We start from the raw sequence: 15,550 nt of genomic DNA, 5'->3' as shown, positions 1-15,550 counted from the left end.
CCATCCGCTAAAAGCCACGCCATGACGAGCTTTTCGCGCCTTTTCGCGATCGCGATACGAATTACGGGCCCGGTGTTCCGGGCGGCCTGAGCGCCGCTGGAGCCGCCGGGATTTTTCGCGCGCGCCCCTCGCGCTTTTCAAGAAAATGCTGGTTCAACGCCCGGGCTTCCCGCCGCCGGGCAACGCAGATGGCAGATCAATGACCGACACCGTTGAAACGATCGACTATTCCAAAACGCTCTATTTGCCGCAGACGGACTTCCCGATGCGTGCCGGCCTGCCCGAGAAGGAGCCTGGTCTGGTCAAGCGCTGGCAGGACATGGACCTTTACAGGAAGCTGCGCGAAGAGGCCGCCGGCCGCGAGAAATTCGTGCTGCATGACGGGCCGCCCTACGCCAACGGCAACATCCATATCGGCCATGCGCTGAACAAGATCCTCAAGGACGTCATCAACCGCTCCTTCCAGATGCGCGGCTATGACGCCAACTACGTGCCGGGTTGGGACTGCCACGGCCTGCCGATCGAATGGAAGATCGAGGAGCAGTATCGCGCCAAGGGCAAGAACAAGGACGAGGTGCCGGTCAACGAGTTCCGCAGGGAATGCCGCGAGTTCGCCGCCCACTGGATCAAGGTGCAGGGCGACGAGTTCCAGCGTCTCGGCGTCATCGGCGATTTCGACAATCCCTATACCACCATGGCGTACCATGCCGAGTCGCGCATCGCCGGCGAACTGTTGAAATTCGCCTTGTCCGGCCAGCTCTACCGCGGCTCGAAGCCGGTGATGTGGAGCGTGGTCGAGCGCACCGCGCTCGCCGAGGCCGAGGTCGAGTATCAGGACTACGAGAGCGACACGATCTGGGTGAAGTTCCCGGTCGCGAGCCTCGCCCAGCCGGTCGCCGGCGCCGCGCTGGACGAGGCAGCGCTCGACCTCGTCGAGGCGCATGTCGTCATCTGGACGACCACGCCCTGGACCATCCCCGGCAACCGCGCCGTAAGCTATTCGCCGCGCATCGCCTATGGCCTCTATGAGGTCACGGCGGCCGAGAACGCCTTCGGCCCGCAGCCCGGCGAGAAGCTGATCTTTGCCGACGCGCTGGCGCAAGAGTGCGCCGTCAAGGCCAAGGTCGCACTGAACAGGCTTCACAGCGTCTCGGCCGAACAGCTTGGGAAGCTTACGCTTTCTCATCCTTTCAAGGGCCTCGGCGGCGGCTATGAGTTCCCGGTGCCGATGGTTGCGGGCGAGCATGTCACCGACGATGCCGGCACCGGCTTCGTGCACACCGCGCCCGGCCATGGCCGCGAGGACTTCGACGCCTGGATGGAGGCCGCGAGCGAGCTGCGGGCGCGAGGCGTCGACACCGTGATTCCCTTCACCGTCGACGATGCCGGCTTCTTCACCAAGGATGCGCCGGGCTTCGGCCCGGGGCGCGAAGGTGGCGCGGCGCGCGTCATCGACGACAACGGCAAGAAGGGCAACGCCAATCAGACCGTCATCGACGAACTGATCGAGCGCAACGCGCTCTTCGCGCGCGGCCGGCTGAAACACAGCTATCCGCACTCCTGGCGCTCCAAGAAGCCGGTCATCTTCCGCAACACGCCGCAATGGTTCGTCTATATGGACAAGGACCTCGGCGACGGCACGACGTTGCGCAGCCGCGCGCTGAAGGCGATCGACGACACCCGTTTCGTTCCGGCGGCGGGCCAGAACCGCATCCGCGCCATGATCGAGGAGCGCCCCGACTGGGTGCTGTCGCGCCAGCGCGCCTGGGGCGTGCCGATCGCGGTCTTCGCCGACGAGGACGGCAATGTGCTGAAGGACGAGGCCGTCACCGAGCGCATCATGGACGCTTTCGAGAAGGAAGGCGCCGACGCCTGGTTCGCCGAGGGCGCGAAGGCACGCTTCCTCGGCAATCACGACGCCTCGAAATGGCACCAGGTGATGGACATCCTCGACGTCTGGTTCGATTCCGGTTCGACGCATGTCTTCACGCTGGAGGACCGTCCGGACCTCAAATGGCCGGCCGACGTCTATCTCGAAGGCTCGGACCAGCATCGCGGCTGGTTCCATTCCTCGCTGCTCGAAAGCTGCGGCACCAGGGGCAGGGCGCCTTACGACACGGTCATCACCCATGGCTTCACCATGGACGAGGAAGGCCGCAAGATGTCGAAGTCGCTCGGCAACACCGTCGTGCCGCAGGACGTCATCAAGCAGTCCGGCGCCGATATCCTGCGGCTCTGGGTGGTCACGACCGATTATTGGGAAGACCAGCGGCTCGGCAAGAACGTGCTGCAGACCAATATCGACGCCTACCGCAAGCTCAGGAACACCATCCGCTGGATGCTGGGCACGCTTGCGCATGATGACGGCCGGGACGTGCCGGTCGAGACGATGCCGGAACTGGAGCGGCTGATGCTGCACCGGTTGTCCGAGTTGGACGAAATGGTGCGCCAGGGCTACGACGCCTTCGAGTTCAAGCGCATCACCCGCACGCTGCTCGACTTCATGGTGGTGGAGCTTTCGGCCTTCTATTTCGACATCCGCAAGGACGCGCTTTACTGCGACGGGCCGTCTAGCCTGCGCCGCAGGGCGGCCGTGCAGGTGGTGCGCCACCTCTTCGAATGCCTGGTGAAGTGGCTGGCGCCGATGCTGCCCTTCACCACGGAAGAAGCCTGGCTCGACCGCCATCCGCAAGCCGTGTCGGTGCATCTCGACCAGTTCCCCGCGATCCCGCAGGACTGGCGCAACGAGGCGCTGGCCGAGAAATGGCGCAAGGTGAGGCAGGTGCGCCGCGTCGTCACCGGGGCGCTGGAGATCGCGCGCGCCGAGAAGCTGATCGGCTCTTCGCTCGAGGCGGTGCCGGTGGTGACGCTCGACGACGCGGCGCTGGAGGCCGCGATCGCCGATGTCGATATGGCCGAGATGGCGATCACCAGCGATCTCGTCGTCAAACACGGCAAGGTCCCGGAAGGCGCCTTCACGCTCGACGACGTCAAGGGGGTGGCGGTGGTGGTGGAGAAAGCCGAGGATCGCGGTCTGGTCAAATGCGCGCGCTCCTGGCGCTACACCGCCGATGTCGGGCAGGATCCGGAATTTCCGGATGTCTCGGCCCGCGATGCCGCCGTGCTGCATGAGCTGAAGGCCCTTGGGCGGCTGTAGTCCTGTCGATAAGCCGGTGCACAAATGCCACGCCGGGCGGCCTGAAACCGCCCGCGCGTTGCCCTTAACAAGTGGTTGAGGTAAACACGCGACACTCCGGCAGACAAATTGTCGCCGGATTTCCATCGCAAATGCGGGGAAGAAGGGGACCGTGCCCTTGGCCGGTGGCGACTGAAAGGCTGTTAGAGTGGGACTTTTTGGCATGACCGACAGAACGTTCGCGCGCGCCGCGCTGATGGCGCCGCTTGTGGTATCGGCCATCGCCCTGTCAGGCTGCGTGGGTTCGCCGACCTACGGAACCGACAAGACGGCAGCCGCGCAGCTCTTCGACGATGTCTCCGCGGCTGCCTCGATCACGCCGAAGCGCAAAGATCCGATCGACTACAAGCCGCGTCCTGATCTGGTGAAGCCCGCTCCCGGGCAGAAGGAAAGCCTGCCGCCGCCGCAGCAAAGCATCGAGACGGCGAGCGCCGACTGGCCCGAATCGCCGGAGGCGCGCCGCGCCCGCATCCGCGCCGACGCCACCGCGCACCAGAACGATCCGAATTACCAGCCGGAAGCCGTCGAGGATATCCAGACCAATCCCGAGGCGGTGAAGAAGGCATTGGCCGAATCGGGCTCCAGCCACCCGCCGGCCTGGTCGCCGGATGACAACTCGGCCGCCCGCCGTGCGCAGATTCAGCGCAGCCTTGCCGAACAGAAGCAGGGCGATCCGACCGTGCGCAAATATCTGAGCGAGCCGCCGCTTGCCTATCGCCAAGCTGCCGGCACCGCGCCGCAGAACGAGCTCGGCGAGGACGAATACAAGAAGGAGCGCCGCCTCAAGGCGCAGGCCGAAGGCAAGAAGGGCGGCTGGTTCGACTGGCTAGGGCTGTGAACAGTCAGTAGTCAGTAGTCAGTAGTCAGTAGTCAGTAGTGACCTACTCACTACTCGCTTCACTTCACCCGCCATTCCGTCTCTCGCGAAAAAAGTCCTTGAGGATGAGGGCGGCATCGCTCTCGCCGATCCCCGGATAGACGTCCGGCGTGTGGTGGCAGGTGGGTGAGGCGAAGAAGCGCACGCCGTTGACCACCGCGCCGCCTTTCACATCGGCGGCGCCGAAATAGAGCCGCCGCAGCCGGGCGAAGGAGATCGCGCCGGCGCACATCGCGCAGGGCTCCAGCGTCACGTAGAGATCGTGGCCGGTGAGACGTTCGCTGGCGAGCTTCCGGCAGGCCTCGCGGATCGCCAGCATCTCGGCATGCGCGGTCGGGTCCGAGAGCTCGCGCGTGCGGTTGCCGGCTTTCGCGACCACCGTGCCGCCGTTGGCGATCACAGCGCCGACCGGCACTTCGCCGCGGCTGGCGGCCGCCTCGGCCTCTTCAAGCGCCAGGGCCATGAAATCCGGTCGTTTCAAGCGGTTTCCATTCCGATTACTTCTCGCCACCCGAGAGTGATCCTGTTATTTAGCGCGAGACCCTGAAAACCGGAATCGGTTTTTGCCGCGCCGCTGGATGCGCAAAATCAAGATGACACTGCCTGCGTTGGGCGTCCGCAAGGGCGCGCGGCGCTGTAGCAGGTGAAGACGAGCAAAGTAATGGACGACGACAAGAAATCTCCACGCGGGCCGCGCAAGGGCTACTCCAGACCGACGGGCGGGCGTGACGGAAAACCGGCCCACGGCGCCAAGAAGCCGTTCGCCAAGCGTGAACGACCGATGGCTGCCGAAGGCGAGCGCCGCGACTTCAAGCGCAGCTATAAGCCACGCGAGACGGGCGAGGGCGCCGGGCGCGCCGAAAAGCCGTTCCGCAAAGGTCCGCGCCCGGAAGGCAAGCCCTTCGAGAAGCGCGAGGGCCACAAACCTTACACACCGCGCACACCGCGCGGCGACCGGCCGGTGGCGGCCGAAGGCGAGCGCCCGGCCCGTGATTTCAAGCGCAGCTACAAGTCGCGCGAGATGGGGCCGCGTGAAATGGGTGAAGGCGGGGAGCGTGGCGACAGGCCGTTCCGCAAAGGTCCGCCGCGCGAAGGCAAGCCTTTCGAAAAGCGTGAGGACCACAAGCCTTACGCACCGCGTGGCGATCGACCGGCGGCTGCCGAAGGCGATCGGGGCGAACGACGTTTCGACCGCCCCAAGCGGGCATTCGACGACCGTCCCAAACGCGATTTCGCCGACCGGCCGAAGCGAGACTTCAGCGATCGTCCACGCGGAGCTGGCGGAAAGCCGGAAGGCGGCTTCAAGCCACGGCCGCGGCCCTCGGAAGCTGCGCCCGAAAGCGGCGAGCGCATCGCCAAGCGGCTGGCGCGCGCCGGCATCGCCTCGCGCCGCGACGCCGAGGAACTGATCGCGGCCGGTCGCGTCAAGGTCAACGGCAAGGTGCTGGACTCGCCGGCCTTCAATGTCGGCGCCAACGACATCATCCATCTCGACGGCACCGAGATCCCGCCGATCGAGCGCACGCGTCTCTTCCTGTTCCACAAGCCGGCGGGCGTCGTCACCACCAACCGCGATCCGGAAGGCCGCAAGACCGTCTTCGACGTACTGCCGTCCGACCTGCCGCGGCTGATGACGATCGGCCGGCTCGACATCAACACCGAGGGCCTGCTGCTTTTGACCAATGACGGCGGGCTGTCGCGCGTGCTCGAATTGCCGGCCACCGGCTGGCTGCGGCGCTACCGCGCGCGCGTCCACGGCAAGGTCGAGGAGAGCGCGCTCGCCGGCCTGCGCGAAGGCATCGCCGTCGACGGCGTCTTCTACGGCTCGATCGAAGCCTCGCTCGACCGCGAGCAGGGCACCAATGCGTGGCTGACCCTGGGCCTGCGCGAAGGCAAGAACCGCGAGGTGAAGAACATCCTCGGCGCGCTTGGCCTCGACGTGACGCGGCTGATCCGCATCTCCTACGGACCGTTCCAGCTCGAGGATCTTCCCGAGGGCCATGTGCTGGAGATCAAGGGCCGCGTGCTGCGCGAACAGCTCGGCGAACGGCTGATCGAGGAATCCGGCGCCAATTTCGATGCCGACATCCAAAAGCCGTTTTCCAACAAGCCGGTGCGCGGCGGCGGCCCTCGCCGCGAAGAGGTCGACCGGCCGAAATTCACGCGCGACGGCGACCACCGGCCGATCGGCGAGGGCGGTCTGATCAAGGCGCGCAAGCGCCGCGAAGGCAGCCGCGACGAGGCGCTGAGCAAGCTCTCGACAAAGCCGGACAGGGCGTTTGGGCCGGACCGGGCGTTCGGCGAGCGCGGCCCTAAATCCGACCGCGGCGGTTTCGGCGAAAAGCCGCGCGGTGGGTTCGGCGACAAGCCCCGTTTCGGCGGCAAGAAATCCGAGCGCGAGCAGCGGCCGATCGAACCGCCGGGCCAGCGCAAGGCCAATGTCTGGATGGCGCCGGGCGCCCGGCCGATCGGCAAGGGCAGGGCGGAAGCCGATGCCGCCAGGGCCGCCGAGGCGAAGGCGCGCAAGGCGTCCTACAAGCCGGGCGGCAAGGGCAAGCCGGGCGCGAAGCCGTTCGGCAAGCCCCGCGGCGAGCGCCCCGAAGGCGATGGCGGCGACAGGCCGCGCGGTCCGAAGAGGGGCGGCAATGCGGATCGTCGGCGGTGAGTTCCGCGGGCGTCCGCTGGCGACGCCGAAAAGCAATGCCATCCGCCCGACCACCGACCGCACCCGCGAGGCGGTGTTCAACGTGCTGGCGCATCGCTATGCCGAAAAGCTCGAAGGCGGCCGCGTGCTCGATCTCTTCGCCGGCACCGGCGCGCTCGGACTTGAGGCGCTGTCGCGCGGCGCTTCCTACTGCGTTTTCATCGAGGAATCGACGGAGGGGCGAGGCCTGATCCGCGAGAACGTCGAGACCTATGGGCTCACCGGCCGCACCAAGATTTTTCGTCGCGACGCTGCTCATTTGGGTGAGGCTGGCACGCTCTCGCCCTTCGGCCTGATCTTCGCCGACCCGCCCTATGGCAAGGGGCTTGGCGAACGCGCGCTGCGCTCGGCCAAGGCCGGCGGCTGGCTGTTGCCCGGCGCGTTGTTCGTGGTCGAGGAGGCGGCCTCGGCGCCGTTCGAGGCAGGCCCGGGTTTTTCCGTGGTGGACGAGCGGGGCTATGGCGAAACGGTCATTCGCTTCATCGAGGTTGGCTAGCGCCGCCTCGAAAATGACTCACAATTCACTTTGCCTTGCCAACAACCTTGCCTATCGTCGCGCAACCGCGACCGGAGAACTTGATGAGACGAACAGGAATTGGGCTGCGCGCAGCGTTTCTGGCCAGCGCGCTGGCGCTTGCGGCGGCCGCTCCGGCCCGCGCGGCCGATGATGGCGAGGTCAAGGATTTCCTGCTCGACAACGGCATGGAAGTGGTGGTCATCCCGGACCACCGCGCCCCGATCGTCACTCACATGGTCTGGTACAAGATCGGCAGCGCCGACGAGCCTCTCGGCAAATCCGGCATCGCGCATTTCTTCGAGCACCTGATGTTCAAGGCCACGACCAACCACGCCGCCGGCGAGTTCGATCGCGCCGTGTCCGAGATCGGCGGCTCCAACAATGCCTTCACCTCTTACGACTACACCGCCTTCCACGAGACGGTGCCGCCTTCCGCCCTCGAACAGATGATGGGCTTCGAGGCCGATCGCATGCGCAACCTCATCCTGACCGACGATGTCATCAAGACCGAGCGCGACGTGATCCTGGAGGAGCGCCGTTCGCGCATCGACAGCAATCCGCAGGCGGTGCTCGACGAGGAGGTCGACGCGACGCTCTGGCAGAACCAGCGATACCGCATTCCGGTGATCGGCTGGATGCAGGAAATGGAGCAGTTGAACCGTCCGGACGCGAAAGCCTTCTACGACGCCTACTACCGGCCGAACAACGCGGTGCTGGTGGTGGCCGGCGACGTCGATCCCGACGCGGTGAAGGCGATGGCCGGGCGCACCTACGGAAAGGTCGCCCGCGGCCCGGACCTGCGGCCGCGCATCCGCCCCGTGGAGCCGGAGCAGAACACGAAGCGCACGGTGACGCTCACCGACGCGCGCGTCTCGGTGCCGAGCTTTTCGACGCAATGGGTCGTGCCGTCCTATCACACGGCTAAGCCCGGCGAAGCCGAGGCGCTCGACCTGCTTGCCGAGATCCTCGGCGGCGACAACCGCAGCAGGTTGTACCAGCAGCTCGTCGTCAAGCAGGGTATCGCCTCAGAGGCCGGCGCCTACTTCCAGGGCACCATGCTCGACGCCACCAACTTCACCGTCTATGGCGCCCCGCGCGGCGACGCCAGGCTCGCCGATGTCGAGGCCGCGGTCGATGCCGAGATCGCCCGCATCGTCAAGGACGGCGTGAGCGACGATGAGCTGGAGCGGGCCAAGACCCGCTATGTGCGCTCCATGATCTTTGCGCGCGACAAGCAGGACGACATGGCCAACATGTACGGCTCGACGCTTGCCACGGGCGGCAATGTCAAGGACGTCCAGGAATGGCCGGACCGCATCCGCAAGGTGACCGCCGATGAAGTCAAGGCGGCTGCCGCCCGCTACCTCGTGCTCGATCGTTCCACCACCGGCTATCTCTTGCCGCAGCAGCAGGCGGGGAATTGATGATGAGCATGGTTCTTGGCCATACGATCGCTTCTCCTTCTCCGGCGAGCGAGGAAGGCAAGCTCTATCGCGCCGTCGCCACCCTTTGCTTCGCCCTGTTCTTCCTGCTTTTGCCGGTGCTTGCCGCGCGCGCCGAAATGAACATCCAGGAGGTGAAGTCGAAGAAGGGCGTCACCGCCTGGCTGGTGGAAGACCATTCGATTCCGCTGGTTGCGATCCGTTTCGTTTTCGACGGCGGCACCGCGCAGGACCCCGCCGGCAAGGAAGGCCTGGTCAACCTGATGACCGGCCTGTTCGACGAGGGCGCCGGCGACCTCGACAGCGAGGCCTTCCAGTTGAAGCTCGACGATGCTGGCGCGGAGATGAGTTTTCAGGCGGCGCGCGACGGCACCTATGGCTCGATGCGCATGCTGTCCGACCAGAAGGACGAGGCTTTTGGCCTGCTGAAGCTGGCGGTGAACAGCCCGCGCTTCGATCAGGCGCCGATCGACCGCATCCGCGCCCAGACACTCTCCGGCATCCTCGCCAATGAGCGGGACCCCAATACGATCGCCCAGCAGCGCTGGCTGCGCGCGATCTATGGCCAGCACCCGTACGCGCGGCCGGACGAGGGCAACAAAGACAGCCTCGAAACCATCACTGCCGACGACCTCAAGGCCTTCCACAAGGCGAATTTCGCCCGCGGCGGCCTGCATGTGGCGGTGGTGGGCGATATCGACGCCGCCACGTTGAGCGGCAGGCTTGACGAGGTGTTCGGCGACCTGCCGGACAAGCAGACGCTGGCGCCGGTTGCCGATATCACGCCCAAGCTCGGCCAGCAGCTCGAAGTGAATTACGATCTGCCGCAGACCTCCCTGCAGCTTGCCTGGCCGGGCGTGAAGCGGAGCGATCCCGATTTCTACGCCGCCGTGCTGATGAACGAGATTCTCGGCGGCTCGACTTTCACGTCGCGCTTGTATGAGCAGGTGCGCGAGAAACGCGGCCTTGCCTATAGCGTCAGCTCCGATCTCGTCGATCACGAGCATTCCAACGCGCTGCTGGTGACGACGGCGACGCGTTCCGACCGCGCCGCCGAAACGCTTTCGATCGTGCGCCAGGTGGTGAAGGACATGGCCGAGAACGGCCCCACCGAGGAGGAACTCGCGGCGACCAAGAAATACATGGTCGGCGCTTACGCCATCAGCAATCTGGATTCGTCCAGCTCCATCGCAGCGACGCTGGTGGAGCTGCAGATCGATGATCTCGGCATCGATTATATCAAGCGGCGCGCGGCTCTCATCAACGCGGTGACGCTCGCCGACGTGAAGGCGGCGGCTAAGAAGCTCCTGTCGTCCGACCCCGCGGTGATGGTCATCGGGCCGCCGCTGGTGCAGGTGGCGGGAGGCGGCAAGGGATGAGCCCGACCTTCGGGGTGGCCTTTGGCGGCGGCGGCGCGCGCGGTCTCGCGCATATCCACATCATCGAGGCTCTCGACGATCTCGGCATCAAGCCGGTGGCGATTGCCGGCTCGTCGATCGGCGCCATCATGGGCGCCGGCATGGCGTCGGGCATGAAGGGTGCCGAGATTCACGATTATGCCCGGTCGATCCTCGGCAGCCGGGCTGAAGTGGCCGCGCGCATGTGGCGCTCGCGGCCGGGCACGATCGCTGAGGCCATGCAGGGCGGCATTCGCGTCAGCCAGTTCAACATCGAGCGCATTCTGAAGGCTTTCCTGCCCGAGGCGATCCCGCAGACGTTCGAGGCGCTGAAGGTTCCGCTCAAGGTGACGGCGACCGACTATTTCGGCCACAGCCTTGCGGTGTTCGCCGAAGGCGACCTGCGTTCGGCGCTTGCCGCTTCGGCGGCCATCCCGGCGGTCTTCCGCCCGGTGACGCGCGAGGGCCGCGTGCTGATCGATGGCGGTATCTACAACCCCGTGCCTTTCGACCTCATCGAGAAGGACGCCGACATCATCATCGCCGTCGATGTCGTCGGCGCGCCGAGCGAGGCCGAGCGCAGGCATCCGACCACAGTCGACCTGATGTATGGCGCCACCCAGCTGATGATGCAGTCGATCATCGCCAACAAGCTCAGGCAGCACCCGCCGGACATTCTGATCCGGCCGAATGTCTCGAAATACCGCGTGCTCGAATTCCTCAAGATCGAGACGCTGATGGCCGAGACGGTCGAGATCAAGGACGAATTGAAGCGCGCCGTCGAGAAGGCCGTGGAAGCGCATGGCGGCAGGCGGGGAGAAGGGCGGTTTAGGTAGATCCGTGGAAGGCTCAGGCCTCGGCCAGGCTGGATCGCCGGTGTAAGCCGCCTCTCGACCTGTCGCGGCGCGCATTTACCACTAGCGGCGAACAGACCGCACATCATAATGTCGCGCCCATTCGAAGTGCCTTGAGGCCGCATGACCAAGCTCCTTTTCACCCGCGTTCCTTTCAACCCGGTCTCTCTCGGGCTCGTCTGCAATTTCATTGCGCACTATCCGCCCTTTGATGGATACGAGTTTGGACAGATGGTGAAGTCCTTGCGCTTCCAGATCGAGCAGCAGACGCACCTTATCGGTTCCATCGACGACGCGATCGTTGCTTACGTCGGCTGGATCGTGACCAACTGCGAAATTGCCGAAACGTGGGTTGCAAACAAGGGGCCGCTCAATCCCGATCCCGGCGGCACTGCCATTGCCGCGACGATTATGGCAACGCGCTCGTCCTCGCACATCCTGCCGCTGATCAAGGAAGCGAAACTGCTCAACCTCGACAAGTCGGTCTACTGGAAGCGCGACTTCATCGACGCCCGCGGTGCAATGAAACGCGCCGTCCGCAAACGGGACGCGTGATGGAACAGGCTACCCCAGGCGAGGCGCTGACCCAGGAAATCCTGATCCGCCTCGGCGACCGTTACGCCTCGATGTTCGTGCGCATCTGGCAACCGGCCGGCCAATCGCGCGGCACCGTGTTCTGCCTGCACGGCTTTGCCGGCAATGGCTCCGATTTCGATTACCTAGCGGCGTTCCTCTGCCGCAACGGCTATCTGGTGATCTGCCCCGACCTGCTCGGACGAGGGCGCAGCGCCTATCTCGGCTCGGGCTACGATATGGATCTCTATTCCAGGTGCCTACGCGCGCTCAGCCAGTTTGCCGGCAAGGAGAACCATTTCGTCGGCACGTCATGGGGCGGGCTGATCCTGCTTCTCTTTCTCTACGCGAACCGCGGCCGCGTCGACAGGATCATCCTCAACGATGTCCCCCTGATTGGCGGGCCGAAGGTCGATGCTTTGCGAAACGAGGCCATCCGCGAAGCCGCGCTTGTATTCCAGACGCGCGCCCAGGCAGGGGAATATCTGCGTGCCTCAAATCCAGGCATGGGGCGGGTGGAGAGGCCGGTCCTCGACCGCTTCATCGATAACAGAATTGCCGCGAGGGCTGGCGAGTTTCGTTTGGCCTACGATCCGGCCACGACCGGGAATTTCGAGGCCATGACCGGCCGCGAATACGACCTGTTTCCCATGGTCGCTAAGCTCGACGCCCAGGTCATGCTCATGTACGGCCGCGAGAGCGGGTTCATCGACAGGCAGGCCTTTGAACGATCCCGCTGCGCCCGACCCGATCTTTGCATCGTCGACAATATCGATGTCGGCCATCCGCCGTCGCTGATGACGCCCGATCAGGCTCTCCTGATCTTCGGGTTTCTGTCCGCCATGTGAGCAGTATCCGTCATGGCGGCATCGCACTTCGATGAAACATATACCCGATTGCTCTCAGCTGATCTCGATCGCGACGACGCGGCCGAAAATCCGTATAGAATCCTGATTTGCACCACGCCGAGAACCGCCGGCCATACCTATTGCCAGGTCATGCGGCATTTTGGACTTGGCCTGCCCACCGAATACTTCCAGTGGCAATTCGCGGTACCGCTCATGCGGCGCTGGACGGGAGACGACACATTCGACGTCCCGGCGCTCGATCGCGGTGCGTCGTCATATGGAAAGCATCTTCTGATGCGGCGCTCAGTCGAAGGCGTATTCGCGGCCAAGCTGTTTTTCGGCAATCTGGACTTCGCCCGCCTCTCGATCGGCGAGGATGATGCAAGCTCGTTCTATGTATTCCTGTCCCGCCGGAACAAAGTCGATCAGACGGTCAGCCTGCTTTCGATGCTGCATACTGGTCAGCCATTCGATGGCGGGGAAACGCTGCCCGGTGTCCCTATGTTGAGAACGATAAGTCAGAAGGCGGTTATTGACACCGTGCGACACATCGCGGACTCCGAGGCAAAGTGGCGGAGCTACCTTTCGACCATTGACGTGACGAGGGTTGCTCATGTGGCCTATGAGGATTTCGTCGTCAATCCCCACGACAATGTGAAGGCGACGATGCGGAACTGGTTTCCAGCCCGCAATCTGCGCAATGATGCCCTCGCTGCAAATGGTCGCTACAGCAACGACGCCTCCGTAAAGTCGATTATCGCAAGACAGTTCGGAGGCTTGATCCGTCAACTTTGGCGCGACATGCCTGTCGAGGCGGAGCGGAGCCGATCAGCGCCTTGACACTTGGACGGACATGCCGCTCGCCGGGCGCAGCGCCAGCGCATAGTCGAAGCGGATAACGTCGTCGGCGCGAGTAAAGGCGAACTGGCGCACGACCGCGCGAACCGCCTGCTCCACCTCGAGTCGGCCCAGGCGTGCGCCCCCGCACATACGCGGTCCGGTTAGGAAGGGAATGAAGGCGCGGCGGTCGAAACTGTTGTTGATGAACTCCTTGCGGCTGGCATCGAAAGTCCTCGGATTTTCCCAGAATTCAGGATGCTGGTGCACACCGACGACGGACAGCATGATAAGTTGCCCGGCCCGTAGCGACGTGCCATCCAGAACCGCATCGGTGCTTACTTCGCGGGTGAGGAACGGTATAGGTGGGAAATAGCGCATCGTCTCGTTGATGAAGCAGTCAGTAAACGGTGTCTGTGCCTTGCCGCCAGCAATCTCACTATAGATACGCTCCTGCACCTGCTGGTTGGCGCCGAGCCTATCGATCACCCACTGCACTGTCGTGACGGTGGTTTCGACGCCAGCGAACAGATTCATCACGAATTCTTCGATCGGGGAAAAGCCGTCGATCTCGGCTGCTCTTTCCGAGAAACGGTCCATTTCCGCAGCCGCCCGCGGATCCGCCATCAGTTGCGAACCGAAATCCGCGATGACCGCGTGGGCATCTTGGATGGCGCTGTCTCTTTCGGCATTGGTTGGCGTGACCCAGGAATAATACTGCAGGCGGCGCAATGTCTCACGGACTCGGTCGAAAAGCACAGCGGTTGGTCGCGCTTCCGCGACAAGTCCGAAGGCCTGATAGAAAATGGTCATGGCGCCGGTGAAAAGCGCCTGGTGGATTCCTGCGAGGGAGGTCTCGCAATCGGCAAGGTCGCCGCTGAATATATCCGACACGCTTTGCCCATGGGCGGGTTTGGCCGCCGCGAGATAGCGATCCTGGGTGATGGCGCGTCTTGTCGCCCATTCCTCGTCATTGGTGTTGAAGCGGCTGAAGCCGAGGGCCGAGATCAGCGAGAAGTTCTTCCGGAACAGGGCAGGCGACTTGACGATCTCGTCGACGCTCTCCGGATGGTCGAATACGACGAGGTTGCCGATTTCCTTAGCGCCGGTTGCTCGTCCATCATCCTGCCCGCTCCGCGCGAATAGGTTGTAGACGAGACTGTTGAGCATGCCTTCAATTTGTGCTGGATCGCTCACCCTACCTCCATGTCTGAACGCACGACCACTTCGGTATTCGTTCAGCTAACGATGTCCCTTATTGTTGCAAAAATGCGACAGTCACGCCGCAAAGTCGTTGGCATCCCGCAGCGGCAATAGGCGGTTATAAACTTGTCTGCAATAACAACCCGGCTGGAATCTGGGTGGGGACTTAAATGCATTCGCAGGGCACGGGTAAATTTTTAGCTACGGTGGCGGCTTCGGCTGCCTCCCTAACGGCAACAGGCGTGGCCACGGCTAACGCAACCGAGGCGCAGCCCTCGGATCAGACGGTCATCGATTCGCGCATCAAGATGTCGTTCGAAGGCTCGTACTTCTGGAACAATCTCCATAACGACGACAAGCTGAGCAGCGACAAGCTGGGTAAAGGCAACGGTGATATTTCCGGGGCAGTTTCGCTGACCAAGCAGATCTCTCCGGACTGGGATTGGCGTCTTGCCGCCGCTGTCCAACTCGGCAAGGACCGCTCTGCCCTCCTCTTCGAGCAGCCTGAGACGAACCCTGAGGGCCTTGTTACAGGGACTTACAGCGACGGCTACAGCTTCCAGACTTTCGATTTTGACGTCGGCAAGCACGTCAAGGTGCAACAGGCCGATATCCGTTTCTTCGGCGGCCTGCGGCTAGTGCATTCCGATGAAACATTGGGCGAGATTTCCGAAAAGTTCACCCCCACCAATCCTGCCGACAAGGGCATCGCCGCTGACAAGATCGGTACGGCCGAGTACTGGGGCATCGGCCCGCGCGTTGGTGCGGAAGCTTACTATCCGGTTGGCGAGAACTGGGGCCTGACAGGCTCGGCTTCGGGCGCAGTCATGTGGGGCCGCCGCACCGCGCATGTCGGTGTCAATATCTCGTCCACAAACCCAGACGAACACTTTTCCGAAACTCTGGCCAGTCAGGGCTCGAACGAAACGGTCTCGAACCTCGACGCATCGCTTGGCCTGAGCTGGACGCCGATAACGAACACTACCTTCACTGCTGGTTACAAGATCGAGGCGTGGCACAATCTGCTTGTGAACGCAGATCACAAGAATCAGGTTTTCCAAGGCCCGTTCCTGCGCCTCGAAGTCAAAATGTGATCGCGGCG

Annotated in this window: 13 protein-coding genes; 11 read left to right on the top strand and 2 right to left on the bottom strand. The window is 63.8% G+C overall.

Features of this window, described 5'->3' with window-relative positions; genetic code table 11:
- Nucleotides 1–199 precede the first annotated feature (199 nt).
- Together ileS and FJ417_RS11785 are read left to right on the top strand one after the other, a co-directional pair.
- Complete coding sequence (gene ileS, locus FJ417_RS11790) at nt 200–3,157, top strand: isoleucine--tRNA ligase (protein ID WP_140783532.1); 2,958 nt, start codon at nt 200–202, stop codon at nt 3,155–3,157.
- A 202-nt stretch (nt 3,158–3,359) separates the two neighbouring features.
- Entirely contained in the window at nt 3,360–4,034 is a 675-nt protein-coding gene (locus tag FJ417_RS11785; protein WP_140704275.1) for a hypothetical protein, read from the top strand.
- Nucleotides 4,035–4,098: 64 nt separating this feature from the next.
- On the opposite strand, the gene FJ417_RS11780 is transcribed toward FJ417_RS11785, so the two are convergent.
- Nucleotides 4,099–4,554 carry a nucleoside deaminase gene (locus FJ417_RS11780; RefSeq protein ID WP_140783531.1) on the bottom strand — a complete coding sequence of 152 codons (456 nt, stop codon included), beginning with the start codon at nt 4,552–4,554 and terminating at the stop codon, nt 4,099–4,101.
- A gap of 180 nt (nt 4,555–4,734) precedes the next feature.
- Between FJ417_RS11780 and FJ417_RS11775 the strand changes: the two genes are divergently transcribed.
- The 8 genes from FJ417_RS11775 (at nt 4,735) to FJ417_RS11740 (ending at nt 13,248) form a co-directional block, all read left to right on the top strand.
- A complete protein-coding gene (locus tag FJ417_RS11775; protein WP_140783530.1) occupies nt 4,735–6,738 on the top strand; it encodes a pseudouridine synthase in 2,004 nt (667 codons plus the stop codon).
- Nucleotides 6,719–7,273, top strand: coding sequence for a 16S rRNA (guanine(966)-N(2))-methyltransferase RsmD (gene rsmD / locus FJ417_RS11770; protein ID WP_140783529.1), 555 nt, complete (start codon nt 6,719–6,721; stop codon nt 7,271–7,273). The genes FJ417_RS11775 and rsmD overlap by 20 nt, the downstream gene beginning before the upstream one ends.
- Before the next feature lie 83 nt (nt 7,274–7,356).
- A complete protein-coding gene (locus tag FJ417_RS11765; protein ID WP_140783528.1) occupies nt 7,357–8,718 on the top strand; it encodes a pitrilysin family protein in 1,362 nt (453 codons plus the stop codon).
- Nucleotides 8,719–8,720: 2 nt separating this feature from the next.
- Entirely contained in the window at nt 8,721–10,115 is a 1,395-nt protein-coding gene (locus FJ417_RS11760) for a pitrilysin family protein (RefSeq protein WP_246687434.1), read from the top strand.
- Entirely contained in the window at nt 10,112–10,969 is an 858-nt protein-coding gene (locus FJ417_RS11755; protein ID WP_140783526.1) for a patatin-like phospholipase family protein, read from the top strand. The genes FJ417_RS11760 and FJ417_RS11755 overlap by 4 nt, the downstream gene beginning before the upstream one ends.
- A 141-nt stretch (nt 10,970–11,110) precedes the next feature.
- Nucleotides 11,111–11,542, top strand: a complete 432-nt coding sequence (locus tag FJ417_RS11750; RefSeq protein ID WP_140704247.1) for a hypothetical protein — start codon at nt 11,111–11,113, stop codon at nt 11,540–11,542.
- Nucleotides 11,542–12,408: an alpha/beta hydrolase gene (locus FJ417_RS11745; protein WP_140704245.1), complete on the top strand. Its 867-nt coding sequence runs from the start codon at nt 11,542–11,544 to the stop codon at nt 12,406–12,408. Before FJ417_RS11750 ends, FJ417_RS11745 begins: the two co-directional genes overlap by 1 nt.
- Before the next feature lie 12 nt (nt 12,409–12,420).
- Nucleotides 12,421–13,248 (top strand): Stf0 family sulfotransferase, encoded by an 828-nt coding sequence (locus tag FJ417_RS11740; RefSeq protein ID WP_140783525.1) that lies wholly within the window; start codon nt 12,421–12,423, stop codon nt 13,246–13,248.
- Here FJ417_RS11740 and FJ417_RS11735 read toward each other — a convergent pair.
- Nucleotides 13,237–14,442, bottom strand: coding sequence for a cytochrome P450 (locus FJ417_RS11735; protein WP_140783524.1), 1,206 nt, complete (start codon nt 14,440–14,442; stop codon nt 13,237–13,239). The genes FJ417_RS11740 and FJ417_RS11735 overlap by 12 nt on opposite strands.
- Before the next feature lie 176 nt (nt 14,443–14,618).
- Between FJ417_RS11735 and FJ417_RS11730 the strand changes: the two genes are divergently transcribed.
- Nucleotides 14,619–15,542, top strand: a complete 924-nt coding sequence (locus FJ417_RS11730) for an Lpg1974 family pore-forming outer membrane protein (protein WP_140783523.1) — start codon at nt 14,619–14,621, stop codon at nt 15,540–15,542.
- Nucleotides 15,543–15,550: the final 8 nt, after the last annotated feature.

The sequence above is a fragment of the Mesorhizobium sp. B3-1-7 genome (assembly GCF_006439385.1).
In the GTDB taxonomy this organism is placed as follows: domain Bacteria; phylum Pseudomonadota; class Alphaproteobacteria; order Rhizobiales; family Rhizobiaceae; genus Mesorhizobium.
The sequence above is the reverse complement of the archived record's forward strand: the minus strand, read 5'-3'. Positions and strand labels throughout refer to the sequence as shown.

Excerpts from the sequence above, each read along its gene's own strand:
- ileS (WP_140783532.1), top strand. The coding sequence starts at position 200 with ATGACCGACACCGTTGAAACGATCGACTATTCCAAAACGCTCTATTTG.
- FJ417_RS11785 (WP_140704275.1), top strand. The coding sequence starts at position 3,360 with ATGACCGACAGAACGTTCGCGCGCGCCGCGCTGATGGCGCCGCTTGTG.
- FJ417_RS11775 (WP_140783530.1), top strand. The coding sequence starts at position 4,735 with ATGGACGACGACAAGAAATCTCCACGCGGGCCGCGCAAGGGCTACTCC.
- rsmD (WP_140783529.1), top strand. The coding sequence starts at position 6,719 with ATGCGGATCGTCGGCGGTGAGTTCCGCGGGCGTCCGCTGGCGACGCCG.
- FJ417_RS11765 (WP_140783528.1), top strand. The coding sequence starts at position 7,357 with ATGAGACGAACAGGAATTGGGCTGCGCGCAGCGTTTCTGGCCAGCGCG.
- FJ417_RS11760 (WP_246687434.1), top strand. The coding sequence starts at position 8,721 with ATGAGCATGGTTCTTGGCCATACGATCGCTTCTCCTTCTCCGGCGAGC.
- FJ417_RS11755 (WP_140783526.1), top strand. The coding sequence starts at position 10,112 with ATGAGCCCGACCTTCGGGGTGGCCTTTGGCGGCGGCGGCGCGCGCGGT.
- FJ417_RS11750 (WP_140704247.1), top strand. The coding sequence starts at position 11,111 with ATGACCAAGCTCCTTTTCACCCGCGTTCCTTTCAACCCGGTCTCTCTC.
- FJ417_RS11745 (WP_140704245.1), top strand. The coding sequence starts at position 11,542 with ATGGAACAGGCTACCCCAGGCGAGGCGCTGACCCAGGAAATCCTGATC.
- FJ417_RS11740 (WP_140783525.1), top strand. The coding sequence starts at position 12,421 with ATGGCGGCATCGCACTTCGATGAAACATATACCCGATTGCTCTCAGCT.
- FJ417_RS11730 (WP_140783523.1), top strand. The coding sequence starts at position 14,619 with ATGCATTCGCAGGGCACGGGTAAATTTTTAGCTACGGTGGCGGCTTCG.